Source organism: Streptomyces sp. XY006 (assembly GCF_002237655.1).
Taxonomy (GTDB): Bacteria; Actinomycetota; Actinomycetes; order Streptomycetales; family Streptomycetaceae; genus Streptomyces; species Streptomyces levis.
Window position 1 is genome coordinate 242,682 of record NZ_NOKT01000008.1, and the last position, 17,371, is coordinate 260,052.

A 17,371-nucleotide genomic window follows, 5' to 3' on the forward strand; every position below is an offset into this window, starting at 1 on the left:
GGCCGGAGATGGTCCGGACCGGGACGGGGAGGGACGGGAAACCGGCCACCCTGGCGCGCCCGATACCCTGGGTGCGTGACGTTCCCGGTAGTCGGCATGGTCGGCGGGGGCCAGCTCGCGCGTATGACACACGAGGCTGGCATCCCGCTCGGCATCAGGTTCAAGCTCCTCAGTGACACCCCGCAGGACTCCGCCGCGCAGGTCGTGAGCGATGTCGTCGTCGGCGACTATCGCGATCTCGACACGCTGCGCGAGTTCGCGAGCGGGTGCGATGTGATCACCTTCGATCACGAACACGTACCCACCGAGCACCTCCGGGCGCTGGAGGCGGACGGCATCCCCGTGCGCCCCGGCCCGGACGCGCTGGTGCACGCCCAGGACAAGGGGGTGATGCGCGCGAAGCTCGACGCGATCGGTGTGCCCTGCCCCCGGCACAGGCTCGTCTCCGATCCGCAGGACGTGGCCGCCTTCGCGGCCGAGGGCGAGGGATTCCCCGTCGTCCTCAAGACCGTCCGCGGCGGCTACGACGGCAAGGGCGTGTGGGTCGTCGACTCCGTCGAGGAGGCCGCCGAGCCGTTCAAGGCCGGGGTCCCCGTGCTCGCCGAGGAGAAGGTCGACTTCGTCCGCGAGCTCGCCGCCAACGTCGTCCGCTCCCCGCACGGCCAGGCCGTCGCCTACCCGGTCGTGGAGTCGCAGCAGGTGAACGGCGTCTGCGACACGGTCATCGCCCCCGCGCCCGACCTCGACGAGGCCCTCGCCCTGGAGGCCTCCGAAATGGCGCTGAACATCGCCAAGGAGCTCGGCGTCGTCGGGCACCTCGCGGTCGAGCTGTTCCAGACCCGCGACGGCCGCATCCTCGTCAACGAGCTCGCGATGCGCCCGCACAACTCCGGCCACTGGTCGATGGACGGCGCGGTCACCAGCCAGTTCGCCAACCATGTCCGCGCGGTTTTGGACCTGCCCCTGGGCGACCCGCGCCCGCGCGCCAAGTGGACCGTCATGGTCAACGTCCTCGGCGGCGACTACCCGGACATGTACTCGGCGTACCTGCACTGCATGGCCCGCGACCCGCAGCTCAAGATCCACATGTACGGCAAGGACGTGAAGCCCGGCCGCAAGGTCGGTCACGTGAACACCTACGGCGACGACCTGGACGACGTGCTGGAGCGCGCCCGTCACGCTGCCGGCTATCTGAGAGGCACCATCACCGAATGAGCCCTGTTGTTGGCATCGTCATGGGGTCGGACTCCGACTGGCCCGTCATGGAGGCCGCCGCGAAGGCCCTCGACGAGTTCGAGATCGCCTACGAGGTCGACGTCGTCTCCGCGCACCGCATGCCGCGCGAGATGGTCGCCTACGGCGAGCAGGCCGACGACCGCGGGCTCAAGGTGATCATCGCCGGGGCGGGCGGCGCCGCCCACCTGCCCGGCATGCTCGCCTCGGTCACCCCGCTGCCGGTCATCGGCGTGCCGGTGCCGCTGAAGTACCTCGACGGCATGGACAGCCTCCTGTCGATCGTGCAGATGCCGGCCGGTGTCCCGGTCGCCACGGTCTCGGTCGCCGGTGCCCGCAACGCCGGGCTGCTCGCGGCCCGCATCCTCGCCGCGCACGACGAGGAACTGCGCGCCCGGATGCGCGAGTTCCAGCAGGAGCTGAACGACCAGGCCACCGAGAAGGGCAAGCGCCTGCGCTCCAAGGTCGAGGGTTCGGGCGGCTTCGGCTTCGGCGCGAGGAAGTGACGGCGGTGACGTCCCAGGAGGCGGCCCGGGAGCTCCTGCGCGAGTTCCCGGTCGTCGACGGCCACAACGACCTGCCCTGGGCGCTGCGCGAACAGGTCCGCTACGACCTCGACGCCCGTGACATCGCCACCGACCAGAGCGCCCATCTGCATACCGACATCCCCCGGCTGCGCGCGGGCGGGGTCGGCGCCCAGTACTGGTCGGTGTACGTCCGCACGGACGCGCCCGACCCGGTGGCCGCCACCCTCGAACAGATCGACTGCGTCCGGCAGTTGCTGACCCGCCACCCCGAGGACCTGCGCCCCGCGCTCACCGCCGCCGACCTGGAGGCCGCGCGCGGGGAGGGCCGTATCGCCTCGCTCATGGGCGCGGAGGGCGGCCACTCCATCGCCAACTCGCTGGGCACCCTGCGCGGCCTGTACGGGCTGGGCGTGCGGTACATGACCCTCACCCACAACGACAACGTCGACTGGGCGGACTCCGCGACCGACGAGCCGCGGGCCGGCGGCCTCACCGCGTTCGGCCGCGAGGTCGTCCGGGAGATGAACCGCCTCGGCATGCTCGTCGACCTCTCCCACGTGGCGGCGACGACCATGCGGGACGCGCTCGACACGAGCTCGGCCCCGGTGATCTTCTCCCACTCCTCCGCTCGGGCCGTGTGCGACCACCCGCGCAACGTCCCGGACGACGTCCTGGAGCGGCTGCCCGCCAACGGCGGCATGGCGATGGTGACGTTCGTGCCCAAGTTCGTGCTCCAGGCGGCCGTGGACTGGACGGCCGAGGCCGACGAGAACATGCGCGCCCACGGCTTCCACCACCTCGACACCACCGCGGAGGCCATGAAGGTGCACCGCGCCTTCGAGGAGCGGCATCCGCGCCCGGTCGCCACCGTCGCCACGGTGGCCGACCACCTGGACCACATGCGCGAGGTCGCCGGTGTCGACCACCTCGGCATCGGCGGCGACTACGACGGCACGGCCTTCACCCCGGACGGCCTGGACGACGTCTCGGGCTACCCGAACCTGATCGCCGAACTGCACGACCGCGGCTGGTCCAAGGCCGACCTGGCCAAGCTCACCTGGAAGAACGCGGTGCGGGTGCTGGGCGCGGCCGAGGACGTGGCCCGGGGGCTTCAGGAGACCCGGTCGCCGTCCAACGCGCGCATCGAGGACCTCGACGGCTGACCGCCGCCGCGATCGTGACCTTGGCCGATGTGCGCACATGCGGTGCCGCTCCACGGCCAAGGCCGTCCGGCTCCTGTTGAACGGCCGCGCGGACGGGTAGGACCCTCATACGCGTGCAGCGCTCTTCTGTGGCGGGTCTGGTCTTGGTACGGGCGAGAGGGGGCGGCGTGGCTGAGGAGCAGAGTCCGTATTCCTGGCGGCGGAGTAGCTATAGCGGCGGTAGCGGCAGCAATGACAATCAGTGCTGCGAGATGGCCGCGTTCCCCGAAGAGGTCTGGATACGGGATTCCAAGCATCCGAGCGGCAGAGTGCTGACCTTCACGCCGGCGGCCTGGCGCAGCGCGATGGTGTGGCTGTCCGCCCCGGAGTATCCGGGGCGTAATCATGAATGACTCGGACACCGCTGGACGTGGCATGAGCAGCCGAAGCCGTGAACGATCCATCACAAGGGGTCTCTTCGGGTATTGCCTGGTGACTGGCACGCTGGCATCAGCCTGCGGAGCGGCCGCTTCCCTGCTGGGCGGAAGTCTTTGGGTGCGACTCACCCTGTGGCTGACGGTGTTGATCGGCATGTCGGCTGCCGCGAGCTGGTGGTGGGCCCAGTCTCCGGCTAGGGCCCGCCAGTGGACGGTGGATCTTCTGGTGCGTCCGGCAACGAGGGACGCACCGTCTCGAAGAGCTTGATGAACGTCCTGACCAGGAGCGGGCCTCCACTGACACTGCCGAACCAGCACATCTCCGGCGGCACGCCCATCCGGATGCCGGCGTAGGCCACCAGCGCGGAGACGGCGGCGGAGAACAGGACCAGCGCGGCCAGGTTGCGGATGATGCGTATGACGTCGTCGACATGGGCCCGCCGGCGCCGTATGGGGTTGTCGGTTTCCGCCTTTTTCAGTCGTAGTAGACGGGTGCACGCCTCCCGACTGCCGAGCCCCTGCGGGACCGGTATGACGTGCTCGTGCTGCCGACCGGGCCCAGGGGTGTCGGCCTGGCGGGGGGCGGCGTTGCTCCCGCTTCTGGAACTCGACTCCGGTCCACGGCGCTTCTTCCTCCCCTTGTCGGTCGTCATGGCTTCCCCTGGGCCCCCGGTGGCACGCTGAACCGACGTCAGGTGCGGTGGAATTGTTCGATGAGTTCGTCCAACAGCGTGACCGTCTCGTCCTCGGTCAGCGCTTTGTTGCGCAGGTCCTCGAAGCACTCCTGGTAGCGGGCGACCAGTTCACGATCGTCCCGGTTCGTCAGAGTGCCTCCCGGGCCTGCCACGTAGAGCACGTCTTCGTCGTCCTGGAAGCCCAGGAGGAAGAAGCTGCTGTCGAGACTGTCGTGTGCGCCGGCGGTGAAGGGCAGCGCCCGGAGAGTGGCACGCTGCCCGCTGATGAGTTCCTTGAGGAACAGCAACTGGCGGCGCATGGTGGCCGGTCCTCCGACTTGGCGGCGCAGAGCCGCTTCGTCGATGACCATCTCCACCTCAGGTCCGTCCTCGTGGAGAACACGCTCCTGCCGGGCGATGCGCAGGTCGATGCGCTGCTGAGCCCTGGTGTCGGACTGGCCCGCCTCGAACAAGGCAGTGACGTAGTCCGAGATCTGCAAATGACCTGGGATGAGACTGGGGTGGTAGCCCCGGATGGCGTTCGCGGCGCTCTCGTAACCCAGGTACTGGGCAAACGGCTGGCTGATGACGTTGTTGTACTCGGACCACCAGGCCTGTCCCTTGCTGCCTCGGGCCGCCTCCTCCAACTCCGCGATGAGCTCCGGATCGTCGACACCGTACTCGAGGAGCATCGCCCGTAGGTCCGTGACGGACAGACTCACGGTGCCAGCCTCGATCCGGATCAGCTTGGACAACGACCACTCGAGCACGTCGGCTGCCTGCCGTTGGGTCAGACCGCGCTTGTCGCGGGCCGCTTTCAGGGCGAGACGCAGCTTGCGGCGGTTGAGGCTCGGGTCCACGGACCTGGGCATGGCGCTCCTTCGGGAGAGTGACGGCGGCGAACAGCACTTGGCGTGCCGAAACTTTCCCATCATACGCGGTCGAATCGACGGTCATCCAAAAGAGTGACTCGAATGGCCGCATGCTTGACGCTGTCGTCGGTTTGGAGATACCCGAACGACACATGTCTAATCGACCTGAGCTGGAGTAGACCTGATGAGTGGTGCAGGTCACATCATCGATATCAAAGAAGTGTGAATTCCCGGGACTCACGCGTCCACAGGGGGAAGAAACCCGGCGCCGTACTCCGAACGCCGCGCCCACCAGGAACCGCCCCCCGCGCCGTGCGACGGTGACCGTACCTCACGAACGACCGTACGGGAGCCGCCATGGCAGATCTCCAGGACGACCTGCGCCCCACCGCCGCGGCCGGCGACCTCGACGACCTGGCCGACCCGTACCCCGAGGAGGCCGTCGTCACGGCGGAGTCCTACGAGGCCGTCTCCGACCCCGACGACGCGCCGCTGACCCGGGCGCACGCCATCCTCACCGCGCACCCCGTCGCCGACGGCTACAACGGACTGCCCTGGGCCCTCAGGCGCCTGTCGTACTACGACCTGGAGCTCGGCGAGAGCACCGTCGACACGGACGTGCCCCGGCTGCGCGAGGGCCATGTGGGCGCCCTGTTCTGGGCGTTGCACCTGCCCGAGGGACTGGACGGGGACCGGGCCGTCGGCGTCATCCTGGAGCAACTGGACCTGGCCCGGACAGTCGTGCGCACCTGCGAGGAGAGCCTGCGTCCCGCCGGTACGGCCGGGGAGGTCGTGGACGCCCGCAGCTGCGGCCGGGTCGCGGTGCTCCTCGGTCCCGCCGGGGCCTCGGCGGTGGGCGACTCCGTGGGCATCCTGCGCCAGCTGCACCGGCTCGGCCTGCGCGTGCTGACCCTGTCCGGGGTGTCCTGGGCGAGCGAGGCGGGACTGACCCGGTTCGGCGAGGAGGTCGTGCGCGAGATGAACCGGCTCGGCGTGATCGCGGACCTCTCCGGCGCCTCCCCGCAGACCCTGCGCCGCGCCCTCAGCCTCTCCCGGGCCCCGGTGCTGTGCAGCCGCTCCGCCGCCCGGGCCGTCCGCCCGCACCCGGCGAACCTCCCCGACGACCTGCTGGCGGAGCTGGGCGCGGCCAAGGGGCTGTGCCTGGTGCCGCTGACCGCCGAGCAGACCGGTCCGACCGTCCGCGACGTGGCCGACCACCTCGACCACATCCGGGAGGTGGCCGGAGCCCACAGCGTCGGCCTGTCCGGCACGTACGACACCGGCTCCGCCCACCCGCAGGGGCTCGGTGACACCTCCTGCTACCCGCGGCTGATCGGCGAACTGCTGCGCCGCGGCTGGGAGGAGGCCGATGTGGCCCTGCTGACCTGGGGCAACGTCCAGCGCGTGCTGCGCGGCGCCGACTTCACCGCCCGGGCCGCCCAGCAGCGCCGCGCACCGTCCACGGCGACGATCTCGGACCTGGACGGCTGACGGGCCCGTCCTCCCGGACGGGCCCGCGGGTCGGTCGTGCAGAGGTCGGCCGTGCCCGACGCGGCACGGGCGGAGGTCAGCCGTGCTCGATGCGGCACAGGCAGAACGGATGCCCCGCCGGATCTGCGTACACCCGGAAGTCCTTCTTCTCGTAGTCCTCCCGGTCCAGCACTGTCGCGCCCAGCGCCAGCACCCGCTCCTCGGCCGCGTCGATCTCCTCCCAGGTCGACCCGGCGTCGAAGTCCAGGTGGAACTGCTGGGCGTTGCGGTCGGCCCGCGGCCACTCCGGCGGCGTGTGGCCGTCCGAGCGCTGGAAGGCGAGCCGGGGCCCGCCCGGGACACGCAGTACGACCCAGTCGGGGTCGTCGTCCTCCGGCGTCCCGCCGCCCACCTGCGCCTAGAAGCGGGCGAGCGCGCGCGGGTCGGGGCAGTCGACGACCACGGAACGGAAACGTGCCACTGCGGACATGGGGCCTCCTGGTCTCAGCCGGCGCAGAGGCAGAACGGGTGCCCGGCCGGGTCGGCGTAAACCCGGAAGCTGCGCTCACGGTCCTCGGCGTCCAGCGGCTTCGCGCCCAGTGCCAGCACGCCCTTCTCGGCCGTGTCCATGTCGTCCACCACCAGGTCGAGGTGGAACTGCTGCGAGTGCTCGGGCGAGGGCCACCGTGGCGGCACGAACCCGGGCGCGGCCTGGAACGCCAGCGCCGGCCCGCCCGGCACCTTCAGGTCCACCCATTCGTCCGCGCCGTCGGTCTCCACCGTCGGCGTGCCGCCGAGCACCTGCGCGTAGAAGCCCGCCAGGGCGCGGGGGTCGGGACAGTCCAGGACGACGACGCCCATCTTGGCGAGAGCCATGACTTCCTCCTCGAAGTCGCTGCTACCAGGGAAGGTGTTACCTGTGAGGGTGTTACCTGTGAGGGTGTTACCTATAGGGAGCGGGTAACCGGTAACCGTTACCTCATGCTCCCGTATCGGCGGTAACCTCGCAAGGGAATGGGTGAGAGGTACGGTCCAGCCATGACGGAGAGATCGCCCGCACCCGGCGGCCTGGCCCTGATCGAGGCGCTGGTGAACACGCTGGACATCGAGTCGGGCGCCGACGCGCTGGACACGCCGGAGGGCCGGGCGCGCGTGGGGATCAGCCGCGACGACGAGGCGGAGGACGCCCGCGCCCTGCGCGAGTCGCTGCGGGCCGTCCTCCTCGCCCACGCCGGCCACCCGCCGCACCGCGAGGTGCCCCCGCTCGGCGACCTCCTGGCCGCGGCCCCCCTCGCCGTCCGGGTCGACCCGGCGGACGGCTCGGCCGCCCTCGTCCCCGCGGGCGGCCCCTCCCTGCCCGCCCGCGTGGCCGCCGCCGTCGCCGAGGCCCTCGTCGCCGGCACCTGGACGCGGCTGAAGGCCTGCGAGGCCCCCGACTGCCACTGGGCCTACTACGACCGCAGCCCGGCCGGCCGCGGCCGCTGGTGCTCCATGCAGGTCTGCGGGGCCCGGGCCAAGATGCGCCGCTACCGGGCCAAGGGGGCGTGACCCGCCCCGCGCCGGGGCCCGGTGGGGCAGAATGCAACAAGACGCCGGTTCGGCCGACTGAGCCTCGGCCGAACCGGCGTCGCCTGTTCTCGTATCCCCGGGCGCCTACGCCTTGGGACGTCCCATCGCCCGGTACGTCCAGCCGGCCTTGCGCCAGCGCTCCGGGTCCAGGGCGTTGCGGCCGTCCAGGATGACCCGGGCCGCCGCGACCTCGCCGAGGGCCTCCTCGTCCAGCTCGCGGAACTCCCGCCACTCCGTCAGGTGCAGCACGATGTCGGCGCCGCGTACGGCGTCCAGCGCCGAGTCCGCGTAGCCGAGGGTCGGGAAGACGCGGCGGGCGTTGTCCATGCCCTTCGGGTCGTAGACCGTGACCTGGCCGCCCTGGAGGTGGATCTGCCCGGCCACGTTCAGCGCGGGCGAGTCCCGCACGTCGTCCGAGTCGGGCTTGAAGGTCGCGCCCAGCACGGCCACGCGCTTGCCGAGGAACGGCCCGCCGCCCAGCGCCTGCCGGGTCAGCTCCACCATCTGCCCGCGCTGGCGCATGTTGATCGAGTCGATCTCCCGCAGGAACGTCAGCGCCTGGTCCGCGCCCAGCTCACCGGCGCGCGCCATGAACGCCCGGATGTCCTTGGGCAGACAGCCGCCGCCGAAGCCGATCCCGGCCCGCAGGAACTTCCTGCCGATCCGGTCGTCGTAGCCGATCGCCTCCGCCAGCTTGGCGACGTCGCCGCCGGCGGCCTCGCACACCTCCGCCATGGCGTTGATGAAGGAGATCTTCGTGGCGAGGAAGGAGTTGGCGGACGTCTTCACCAGCTCGGCGGTCGGGAAGTCCGTCACCACGAAGGGCGAGCCCTCCGCGACCGGCGTCGCGTACACCTCGCGCAGCAGCTTCTCGGCGCGCTCGCTGCGCACGCCCACCACGATCCGGTCCGGGTGCAGCGTGTCGTCCACGGCGAAGCCCTCGCGCAGGAACTCCGGGTTCCAGGCCAGCTCCGCGTCCTCGCCGGCGGGCGCGTGCGCGGCCAGGTACGTCGCGAGCCGGTCCGCGGAGCCGACCGGCACCGTCGACTTGCCGACCACCAGCGCGGGCCCGTGCAGATGGGGGGCGAGCGAGGCGAACGCGGAGTCGACGTACGACATGTCGCAGGCGTACTCGCCGTGCCGCTGCGGGGTGTTCACGCAGACGAAGTGCACATCGCCGAAGGCGCCGATCTCGGCCCAGTCCTGGGTGAAACGCAGCCGGCCGCTGGAACCCTCGAACCCGGGGACGTGCCGGCGCAGCAGCTCGTCCAGACCCGGCTCGTACATCGGGGCCTCGCCCCGCTCCAGCTTCTCGATCTTCTCCGGGACGACGTCGAGAGCGAGCACCTCGAAGCCCAGCTCGGCCATGGCCGCGGCGTGCGTCGCGCCGAGATAACCGGTGCCGATCACGGTGATCTTCAGGGCCATGGGTGCTCCAGGGGTCTACGGCATGTGGTGCGCGCCCGAGCATAGCCGGGGCATGGGAGCGCGCTTCACCGGGCAACTTCTCAGCTGTCGCCTAGCTCACGTATCCCTCCCGAGGGCGACCCCATAAACTTTTGATTACTTAACGGTAGTTAGCGCCACCATCGCAGCGTTTTGGAGCGTGAGAGACCTTGGCCGGATCGGCTGACTTCGACCTGTACCGCCCGTCCGAGGAGCACGACATGCTCCGTGACGCCGTCCGCTCGCTGGCCGAGGCGAAGATCGCGCCGCACGCCGCCGCGGTGGACGAGGAGGCCCGCTTCCCGCGCGAGGCCCTCCAGGCGCTGGTCGCGAACGACCTGCACGCGGTGCACGTGCCCGAGGAGTACGGCGGCTCGGGCGCCGACGCCCTGGCGACCGTCATAGTGATCGAGGAGGTCGCCCGCGTCTGCGCCTCGTCCTCCCTCATCCCGGCCGTGAACAAGCTCGGCTCCCTGCCCGTGATCCTCTCCGGGTCCGAGGAGCTGAAGAAGAAGTACATGACCCCGCTCGCCAAGGGCGAGGGCATGTTCTCCTACTGCCTGTCCGAGCCGGACGCCGGCTCCGACGCCGCCGGCATGAAGACCCGGGCCGTGCGCGACGGCGACTTCTGGGTCCTCAACGGCGTCAAGCGCTGGATCACCAACGCCGGCGAGTCCGAGTACTACACGGTGATGGCCGTCACCGACCCGGAGAAGCGCTCCAAGGGCATCTCCGCCTTCGTCGTCGAGAAGTCCGACGAGGGCGTCTCCTTCGGCGCCCCGGAGAAGAAGCTCGGCATCAAGGGCTCCCCGACCCGCGAGGTCTACCTCGACAACGTCCGCATCCCCGCCGACCGCATGATCGGCGAGGAGGGCACCGGCTTCGCCACGGCGATGAAGACCCTCGACCACACCCGCATCACCATCGCCGCCCAGGCCCTCGGCATCGCCCAGGGCGCCCTCGACTACGCCAAGGGCTACGTCAAGGAGCGCAAGCAGTTCGGCAAGCCCATCGCCGACTTCCAGGGCATCCAGTTCATGCTCGCCGACATGTCCATGAAGATCTCGGCCGCCCGCGCCCTGACCTACCAGGCCGCCGCCGCCTCCCAGCGCGTCGACGCCGACCTCACCTACCTGGGCGCCGCCGCCAAGTGCTTCGCCTCGGACGTGGCCATGGAAGTCACCACCGACGCCGTCCAGCTCCTCGGCGGCTACGGCTACACCCGCGACTACCCGGTCGAGCGCATGATGCGCGACGCCAAGATCACCCAGATTTATGAGGGCACGAATCAGGTTCAGCGGATCGTCATGGCGCGCAACCTGCCGTAACCCCCTCCTCCGACACGGCCCGCCCCGGTCCTCGGCTCACGCCGGAGGCCGGGGTGTCTCACAGGAAGCGGCGGATGGGGGTGACCGCGGCCTCGGCCAGCCGCCACGGCAGCGGACGCCGCCGCCAGCGGGCGGCGTCGATCGGCTCGCTCAGCTTCCGGTCGGCGTCGAAGTCCGCGTCGAGCGCCGCGGTGAAGTCCTCGTCGAGGACTGCCAGGACGACCTCCTCGTCGTGCTCCATGGAACGGCGGTTGAAGTTGGTCGAGCCGATGAGCGAGCACACCCCGTCCACGGTGACGATCTTCGTGTGCAGCATGGTCGGCTGGTACTCCCGCACGTCCACCCCCGCGTCGACGAGGGTCTGGTAGTGCTGCCGCCCGGCCAGCAGACACGCCCGCTGGTCGGTGTGCGGTCCGGGCAGCAGGATCTCCACCCGGACCCCGCGCCGGGCCGCGGCGGCCAGCAGGTCGATGAAGTACGTGTCGGGGGCGAAGTAGGCCGTCGCCAGCCGCAGCCGTTCCTGCGCCGAGGTGATCAGCACCCGCAGCACCGTCTGCATGTCCTGCCAGCCGAAGGAGGCCGAGCCCCGCACGACCTGGACCGTGGACCGCCCCGGCTGCTCCTGCGCGGTGAACCGGTCGTGCTCGTCGTAGAGGTCGTCGTGGCACTCGGCCCAGTTCTGCGCGAAGGCGGCGGCGATCCCGTCCACGGCCGGACCGCGCACCTGCACATGGGTGTCGCGCCACTCGTCGGGATTGCGGGCGTCGCCGCACCACTCCTGCGCTATGCCGACGCCGCCGGTGAACGCGGTGTGCTCGTCGGTGACCAGCACCTTGCGGTGGCAGCGGTGGTTCTGCCGCATCGGCGACAGCCGTGCGGGCGGCCGGAACCAGGCCACCTGGACCCCGGCCTCGTCCATGGCGTTCAGCAGGTCCGGCTCGATCTCCTTGGCCCCGAAGCCGTCCAGCAGCAGCCGCACCCGCACGCCCGCCCGGGCCCGGTCGGCCAGGGCCGCGGCGAACTCGTGGGCGATCTCACCGCGCCAGTACACGAACGTCATCATGTCGACGGTGTGCTCGGCGGCCCGGATCGCGGCCAGCATCGCGGGGAAGATCTCGTCCCCGTTGCGCAGCGGCACGAGCTCGTTGCCCTCGGTCGCCGCGACGCCGATCAGCCGCTCCAGCCGCCTGCGCAGCCGCTGCTTGCGGTCCTCGGGCGCTCTCGGCTCCGGTATCCGCCGTTCCTCGTACATCTGCTGTGTCACGTGTGATCTCCCCTGCCACGGGCTGCTCGCCGCCCCCTGCCCGCGCGCCCCGGGTCCCGGAAGCGCCTGCTGGTTCCTCTTTGCCGCTGCCGGAGGTTTCACGCAGGGCCGTGGCGAGCCGCACACGGGCCGGTCCGCCGTGTGGTGCTCATGGGGCCGGAGGCGTAGGACGGTAGGCACGGGGGCCGCCCCCGGCCCTCGCCGTCCCCACGGGAGGAAGACATGACCCAGCAGCCCGCCACCACCGCGACCCCGCTCAGCAAGGAGATGCAGGACTGCGTCCAGGCGTGCATGACCTGCCACGGCGTGTGCGAGGAGACCATGAGCTCCTGCCTGCAGATGGGCGGCCCGGCCCAGATGCAGATCATGCGCGCCGTGATGGACTGCGCCGAGATGACGCGCATGTGCGCCGACATGATGATGCGCCGCTCGCCCCTCGCGGCCGACATGTGCGCGATGTGCGCCCGGGCCTGTGACATGTGCGCCGAGGCGTGTATGTCCATGCCGGACGACGCCCAGATGATGCGCTGCGCCGAGTCCTGTCGCGCCTGCGCCGAGACGTGCCGCGCGATGTCGGCCACCATGATGTGACACCGCAGCACGACGAAGGGGGCACCCGTCCGGGTGCCCCCTGCCGTGCCGCGGTGGGCTCAGTTGCCCGAGACGGTGACCGTCTCGTCGTTCTTCAGCTGGCTCACCAGGGTCTTGACCTTGGCGGTGTCCCACTGGAGGTTGCCGTTCGGGGCGTTGCCCGAGATCGGCATGTTCATCGACTTGCCCTCGCCGCCGCTGACGCCCTTCATCGCCCAGAACATGGAGGCCAGGTCGAACAGGCCCATGTCCTTGTCGACGACCAGGGAGTCCAGGCCGGCGCCCATGGTCGGGTAGAGCTTGAACGGGTTCAGGATCGTGCTCGGGGTGGCGACCTGGTTGGCCAGGGCCGAGAGGAACTTCTGCTGGTTCTTCGTCCGGTCCAGGTCGGAGCCCCGCAGGGCGTAGCGGGTGCGGACGAAGGCCAGGGCCTGCTCGCCGTCGAGGGTCTGCTTGCCCTTCTTCAGGTCCGCGCCGGACTTGGTGTCCTTGATGTCCTGCGGGATGTCGATCTCGACTCCGCCGACCGCGTCCACGATGTTCGCGAAGCCGCCGAAGCCGATCTCCACGTAGTGGTCGATGTGCAGGCCGGTGTTGGCCTCGACGGTGCGGACCAGCAGCTCCGGGCCGTCCTCCGCGTAGGCCGCGTTCAGCTTCGTCTGCCGGCCCGCGGCCGGGTAGAGCTTGCCGGACTCGGAGCCCTTGTAGGAGGGGATCGTGACGTTGGAGTCACGCGGCAGCGAGATCAGCGTCGGGCCGTTGCTCCCGGTGTGCAGGATCATCATCGAGTCCGTGCGCTTGCCCTCGGCGGAGCCGGTGTGCAGCTTCTTCTTCTCCTCGGCCGACATGCCCGCGCGGCTGTCGGAGCCGACGATCAGGTAGTTGGTGCCCTCGCCCGCCTCCGGCCGGTCGATGACCTTCGACAGGTCGACGTCGCGGTTGAGCTTGGAGTCGGCCCAGAAGTACGTGGCGACGCTCGTCACGACCAGCACCGTCACCACCGTGATGGCCGTCACCTTGATACGGCGGCGCCAGTTCGGCGCGGGGCGCGGGTCGTACCCGCCGCCGCCCGGTCCGCCGGGGCCCCGGCCGCCGGGGGAGCCGTAGACCTGGCCGGTGTTGTAGCCGCTGTCGTAGCCACCGGGCGGCTCGGCGTAGCCGCCGTCGACGTACGACGGCTGCTGCGGCACCCCGCCGTAGGCGCCCTGCCCGGGCGGTGCCGCCGGACCGCGGCGGACCTGCCGCATGACACGGGCGCTCTCCGGCTGTGCGCTGGAGCTGCCCCGTCCGTACCGGCTGCCGCGGTTGTCGCCGGAGAACCCCTCGGGCCAATCATTCATGCCGACAGTGTGCAGGTCCCGGTGGTGGGCCATACAAGAGTCGTCGGAAAATCAGAGCACGGCTGTGGCGAAGCTGACACAAATCCCCCTCACGCCGCCTCGGCATAAGGTAGGGGCCATGACAGACCAGGCCCCAGCTGCGGATTCCGGCACCACGGATATCCCGGGCAAGCCGACCTCGGCCTCCCGCACCACCCTCAGCCACATCATGACCCACAACGACACGAACCTGCTGGGCACCGTGCACGGCGGGGTCATCATGAAGCTGGTCGACGACGCCGCCGGGGCCGTGGCCGGACGGCACTCCGGCGGGCCGGCCGTCACCGCGTCCATGGACGAGATGGCGTTCCTGGAGCCGGTCCGCGTCGGTGACCTCGTCCACGTCAAGGCCCAGGTCAACTGGACCGGCCGCACCTCCATGGAGGTCGGGGTACGGGTGCTGGCCGAACGCTGGAACGAGTCCGCGCCGCCCACCCAGGTCGGCTCCGCCTACCTCGTCTTCGCGGCGGTCGACGCCGACGGCAAGCCCCGCCGCGTCCCGCCGGTCCTCCCGGAGACCGAGCGCGACAAGCGCCGCTACCAGGAGGCCCAGATCCGCCGCACCCACCGCCTGGCCCGCCGCCGGGCGATCATGGACCTCCGCGAGAAGCGAGCAGCGGAGGGCTTCGAGGACTGACCGGGCCGGCCTCCCAGGAGCACGCGGCCGCTACGAGCACGCCACCTCGTCGCCCCGTACCACTCCGAACTCGCCCTGGCCCGGGTCCTCGGCGCGGACCTTGCGCACCCGTTCGAAGTCCGCGCCCGCGATCACCTTCAGGGTCGCGCCCAGCCCCTTGACCGGCCGGAGCTCGCTGCCCGGCAGGGCCGTGGCGAGGGACTTGGCCGAGCGGTCCCAGCGGGGGTCGTAGGCGACGATCGTGCGCTTGACGTCACGGGCCGCGGCGTTCCTCGGGGCCTTCGTCGTGCGGAAGCCGGTCGAGGCGAGCGCCGCGTCCACCCGGCGGCCGAGCCCGGCCGTGCCCGTGCCGTTCTCCACCTGGACCCGGATCTGCTGCGGGGCGACCGAGACGATCCGGGCCACTCCCCGCGAGCGGTGCGCGGACAGCGGCTGGTCCTGGCGCAGGGCGTGGAAGAGCCGCTCCGACTTCACGGGGTCCCACTTCAGCGTCGAGCCGACGCCCTTCACGGCGTACCCCATGCGCCCGATCGGGACGGTGGTGAACTCCGACGATGAGGGGGAGAAGTTCCGCATGGCCCGGCCCAGGTCGAGCATCTCGTCCGTGCCGAAGCCCTTGTCCGCCCGCACCGAGCCGAGCACCGCCCGGGTGACGTCCCGGAACTTCATCGGGTTGAGGAGGATCCCGGACGAGGTGATCCGCTCCACCAGCGCCGCCATGAAGCGCTGCTGCCGTTTCATCCGGCCCAGATCGGAGGCGCCGTCGACGTGGCGGGCGCGCACGTACTGCAGGGCCTGCCCGCCGGCCAGGGTGTGCCGCCCGGCCGGGAGGTTCAGGCCGGTGTAGCTGTCCTTCAGCGGGTCGGCCGTGCAGATCTGCACGCCGCCGACCACGTCGACCGTCTTCATGAAGCTGGTGAAGTCGACCTCCACGTAGTGGTCGATCTTCACCTTGGTCATGCTCTCGACCGTCCGCACGGTCAGCTGCGGCCCGCCCTCCGCGTACGCCGCGTTCAGCTTCAGCGGGTGCCCGCCGTGCCGCCTGCCGGAGGTGCGGTCGGTGTGCGGGGGAGTGACGGCGTACGAGTCGCGCGGCAGGCTCACCACGCTCGCGCGCTCCCGGTCCTCCGAGATGTGCACGATCATCATCGTGTCGGTGCAGTGGCAGGGCGCGCCGCCGAGCCGGTACTTGTGCCGCTCCGCCTTGCCGATCTTCTCCCGGCCGTCGGTGCCGACCAGCAGGAGGTTCATGCCGTGGCCCGCCCGGGGCCGGTTCTTCATGTCCTTGAAGGCGTCGACCCGGGCGATGTCCGCGTCCAGGCTGGTCACCACCGCGTGCCCGATCCCGGCCGAGGCCAGCACCACCACGGACAGCGTGGTGACGGCCCGCATGCCCCAGCGCGGCCGACGGCGCCGGGCGGGCGGCGCGGGGCGGCGCGGGGCGCGGCGGGCAGTGGGCTGCGGACGGCGCTGGGGAGCGGCGGTGGACCGAGGGGACCGCGGCGGCGTGGGCATGGGGACACCTCCGGACGACGGCCGTACGTGGGATCCGTGAAACCGTAGGCCGATACGATCTGCGGCCCGCGGTACCGCCCCCGCGGCGCGCACCGGTGTCCCCCGTTCGCGGTAACGTGAGCCCCCTATGAACGCCAATCCCGACGTGCGGCACCCCGCCGTTTCCGTGATCATGCCTGTCCTCAACGAGGAGCGGCATCTGCGCGGAGCAGTCCAAGCGATCCTCGCGCAGGAGTACGCCGGCGAGATGGAGGTCGTGATCGCCCTCGGTCCGTCCACGGACCGCACGGACGAGATCGCCGCCGAGCTCGTGGCCGAAGACCCGCGCGTGCACACCGTCCCCAACCCCACGGGCCGTACGCCCGCCGCGCTGAACGCGGCGATCAACGCCTCGAAGCACCCGATCGTCGTCCGCGTCGACGGCCACGGCATGCTCTCGCCGAACTACATCGCCACCGCCGTCCGGCTCCTGGAGGAGACCGGCGCGCAGAACGTCGGCGGCATCATGCACGCCGAGGGCGAGAACGACTGGGAGCACGCGGTCGCCGCCGCGATGACCTCGAAGATCGGGGTCGGCAACGCCGCGTTCCACACGGGCGGCCAGGCGGGCCCGGCCGAGACCGTCTATCTCGGCGTGTTCCGGCGCGAGGCGCTGGAGCAGCAGGGCGGCTACAACGTGGAGTTCATCCGCGCCCAGGACTGGGAGCTGAACTTCCGCATCCGTGAGGCCGGCGGGCTGATCTGGTTCTCGCCCGAACTGAGGGTGTCGTACCGGCCGCGGCCGAGCGTGAAGGCGCTCGCCAAGCAGTACAAGGACTACGGCCGCTGGCGGCATGTCGTCGCCCGCTACCACGAGGGCTCGATCAACCTGCGCTACCTCGCCCCGCCGGCCGCCGTGTGCGCGATCGCGGCCGGGCTCCTGGTGGGCGCGGCGCTGACCCCGTGGGGCTTCGTGGTGCCCGGCGGCTACCTCGCGGCGATCCTGCTGGGCTCGGTCCCGGCGGGCAAGGGGCTGCCGCTGAAGGCCCGGCTGCAGATCCCCGTGGCGCTGGCCACCATGCACATGTCGTGGGGCTGGGGCTTCCTGACCAGCCCGCGGTCGCTGGCGAGGAAGGTCATCGCCTCCCGCCGCCCCGCGGTCCGCGCGGACGCGGCTGCGAGCTGACCCACCCGCTCAGGGCCCCCTCCCGACGGCGAATTCCAGGGGTCGTTGCAACACAAGTGATCAACTGGCTGTGGCCAGGAGCTTAGCGAGACGCTCGGCTGGGGTTTCCCAGCCGAGCGTTT

17 protein-coding genes and 1 pseudogene are annotated in these 17,371 nt (G+C 70.9%); 10 read left to right on the forward strand and 8 right to left on the reverse strand.

Annotation, left to right across the window (positions count from 1 at the left end; translation table 11 throughout):
* The first annotated feature begins 75 nt into the window (after positions 1–75).
* From CHR28_RS12155 to CHR28_RS12170, 4 genes are all read left to right on the forward strand, one after another.
* Positions 76–1,215: a 5-(carboxyamino)imidazole ribonucleotide synthase gene (locus tag CHR28_RS12155; RefSeq protein ID WP_094053562.1), complete on the forward strand. Its 1,140-nt coding sequence runs from the start codon at positions 76–78 to the stop codon at positions 1,213–1,215.
* Positions 1,212–1,739: a 5-(carboxyamino)imidazole ribonucleotide mutase gene (gene purE / locus CHR28_RS12160; RefSeq protein WP_256984227.1), complete on the forward strand. Its 528-nt coding sequence runs from the start codon at positions 1,212–1,214 to the stop codon at positions 1,737–1,739. The genes CHR28_RS12155 and purE overlap by 4 nt, the downstream gene beginning before the upstream one ends.
* A gap of 5 nt (positions 1,740–1,744) precedes the next feature.
* Complete coding sequence (locus tag CHR28_RS12165) at positions 1,745–2,923, forward strand: dipeptidase (RefSeq protein ID WP_094053602.1); 1,179 nt, start codon at positions 1,745–1,747, stop codon at positions 2,921–2,923.
* A 167-nt stretch (positions 2,924–3,090) separates the two neighbouring features.
* Positions 3,091–3,315 (forward strand): DUF397 domain-containing protein, encoded by a 225-nt coding sequence (locus tag CHR28_RS12170; RefSeq protein WP_094053564.1) that lies wholly within the window; start codon positions 3,091–3,093, stop codon positions 3,313–3,315.
* Between the two features lie 218 nt (positions 3,316–3,533).
* On the opposite strand, the gene CHR28_RS12175 is transcribed toward CHR28_RS12170, so the two are convergent.
* Together CHR28_RS12175 and CHR28_RS12180 are read right to left on the reverse strand one after the other, a co-directional pair.
* On the reverse strand, positions 3,534–3,992 hold the full coding sequence (locus CHR28_RS12175) for a hypothetical protein (protein ID WP_094053565.1): 459 nt from the start codon (positions 3,990–3,992) through the stop codon (positions 3,534–3,536).
* Positions 3,993–4,030: 38 nt separating this feature from the next.
* Positions 4,031–4,885 carry a helix-turn-helix domain-containing protein gene (locus CHR28_RS12180; protein ID WP_094053566.1) on the reverse strand — a complete coding sequence of 285 codons (855 nt, stop codon included), beginning with the start codon at positions 4,883–4,885 and terminating at the stop codon, positions 4,031–4,033.
* 357 nt (positions 4,886–5,242) lie between these two features.
* Here CHR28_RS12180 and CHR28_RS12185 point away from each other — a divergent pair, with 357 nt between their 5' ends.
* Positions 5,243–6,376, forward strand: a complete 1,134-nt coding sequence (locus tag CHR28_RS12185; RefSeq protein WP_094053567.1) for a dipeptidase — start codon at positions 5,243–5,245, stop codon at positions 6,374–6,376.
* 76 nt (positions 6,377–6,452) lie between these two features.
* Here the strand turns inward: CHR28_RS12185 and CHR28_RS12190 are convergent.
* Positions 6,453–6,845: pseudogene (locus CHR28_RS12190) on the reverse strand (VOC family protein).
* Positions 6,846–6,859: 14 nt separating this feature from the next.
* Complete coding sequence (locus CHR28_RS12195; protein ID WP_094053568.1) at positions 6,860–7,231, reverse strand: VOC family protein; 372 nt, start codon at positions 7,229–7,231, stop codon at positions 6,860–6,862.
* Between the two features lie 162 nt (positions 7,232–7,393).
* On the opposite strand from CHR28_RS12195, the gene CHR28_RS12200 reads away from it, so the two are divergent.
* Positions 7,394–7,903, forward strand: coding sequence for a CGNR zinc finger domain-containing protein (locus CHR28_RS12200; protein WP_094053569.1), 510 nt, complete (start codon positions 7,394–7,396; stop codon positions 7,901–7,903).
* 105 nt (positions 7,904–8,008) lie between these two features.
* On the opposite strand, the gene CHR28_RS12205 is transcribed toward CHR28_RS12200, so the two are convergent.
* Positions 8,009–9,352, reverse strand: coding sequence for a UDP-glucose dehydrogenase family protein (locus CHR28_RS12205; RefSeq protein ID WP_094053570.1), 1,344 nt, complete (start codon positions 9,350–9,352; stop codon positions 8,009–8,011).
* Between the two features lie 188 nt (positions 9,353–9,540).
* Here CHR28_RS12205 and CHR28_RS12210 point away from each other — a divergent pair, with 188 nt between their 5' ends.
* The gene (locus CHR28_RS12210) at positions 9,541–10,698 is read left to right on the forward strand and encodes an acyl-CoA dehydrogenase (protein ID WP_094053571.1); all 1,158 of its coding nucleotides are present in this window, start codon (positions 9,541–9,543) and stop codon (positions 10,696–10,698) included.
* Between the two features lie 58 nt (positions 10,699–10,756).
* Here the strand turns inward: CHR28_RS12210 and CHR28_RS12215 are convergent, their stop codons facing one another.
* Positions 10,757–11,950 (reverse strand): phospholipase D-like domain-containing protein, encoded by a 1,194-nt coding sequence (locus CHR28_RS12215; protein WP_094053603.1) that lies wholly within the window; start codon positions 11,948–11,950, stop codon positions 10,757–10,759.
* 234 nt (positions 11,951–12,184) lie between these two features.
* Between CHR28_RS12215 and CHR28_RS12220 the strand changes: the two genes are divergently transcribed.
* The gene (locus tag CHR28_RS12220) at positions 12,185–12,553 is read left to right on the forward strand and encodes a four-helix bundle copper-binding protein (RefSeq protein ID WP_094053572.1); all 369 of its coding nucleotides are present in this window, start codon (positions 12,185–12,187) and stop codon (positions 12,551–12,553) included.
* 59 nt (positions 12,554–12,612) lie between these two features.
* Here the strand turns inward: CHR28_RS12220 and CHR28_RS12225 are convergent, their stop codons facing one another.
* Complete coding sequence (locus CHR28_RS12225) at positions 12,613–13,893, reverse strand: LCP family protein (RefSeq protein WP_094053604.1); 1,281 nt, start codon at positions 13,891–13,893, stop codon at positions 12,613–12,615.
* A 118-nt stretch (positions 13,894–14,011) separates the two neighbouring features.
* On the opposite strand from CHR28_RS12225, the gene CHR28_RS12230 reads away from it, so the two are divergent.
* Positions 14,012–14,569: an acyl-CoA thioesterase gene (locus tag CHR28_RS12230; protein ID WP_094053573.1), complete on the forward strand. Its 558-nt coding sequence runs from the start codon at positions 14,012–14,014 to the stop codon at positions 14,567–14,569.
* Between the two features lie 30 nt (positions 14,570–14,599).
* Here the strand turns inward: CHR28_RS12230 and CHR28_RS12235 are convergent, their stop codons facing one another.
* Entirely contained in the window at positions 14,600–16,084 is a 1,485-nt protein-coding gene (locus CHR28_RS12235) for an LCP family protein (protein ID WP_094053574.1), read from the reverse strand.
* Between the two features lie 127 nt (positions 16,085–16,211).
* Here CHR28_RS12235 and CHR28_RS12240 point away from each other — a divergent pair, with 127 nt between their 5' ends.
* The gene (locus CHR28_RS12240) at positions 16,212–17,249 is read left to right on the forward strand and encodes a glycosyltransferase family 2 protein (RefSeq protein WP_094053575.1); all 1,038 of its coding nucleotides are present in this window, start codon (positions 16,212–16,214) and stop codon (positions 17,247–17,249) included.
* Positions 17,250–17,371: the final 122 nt, after the last annotated feature.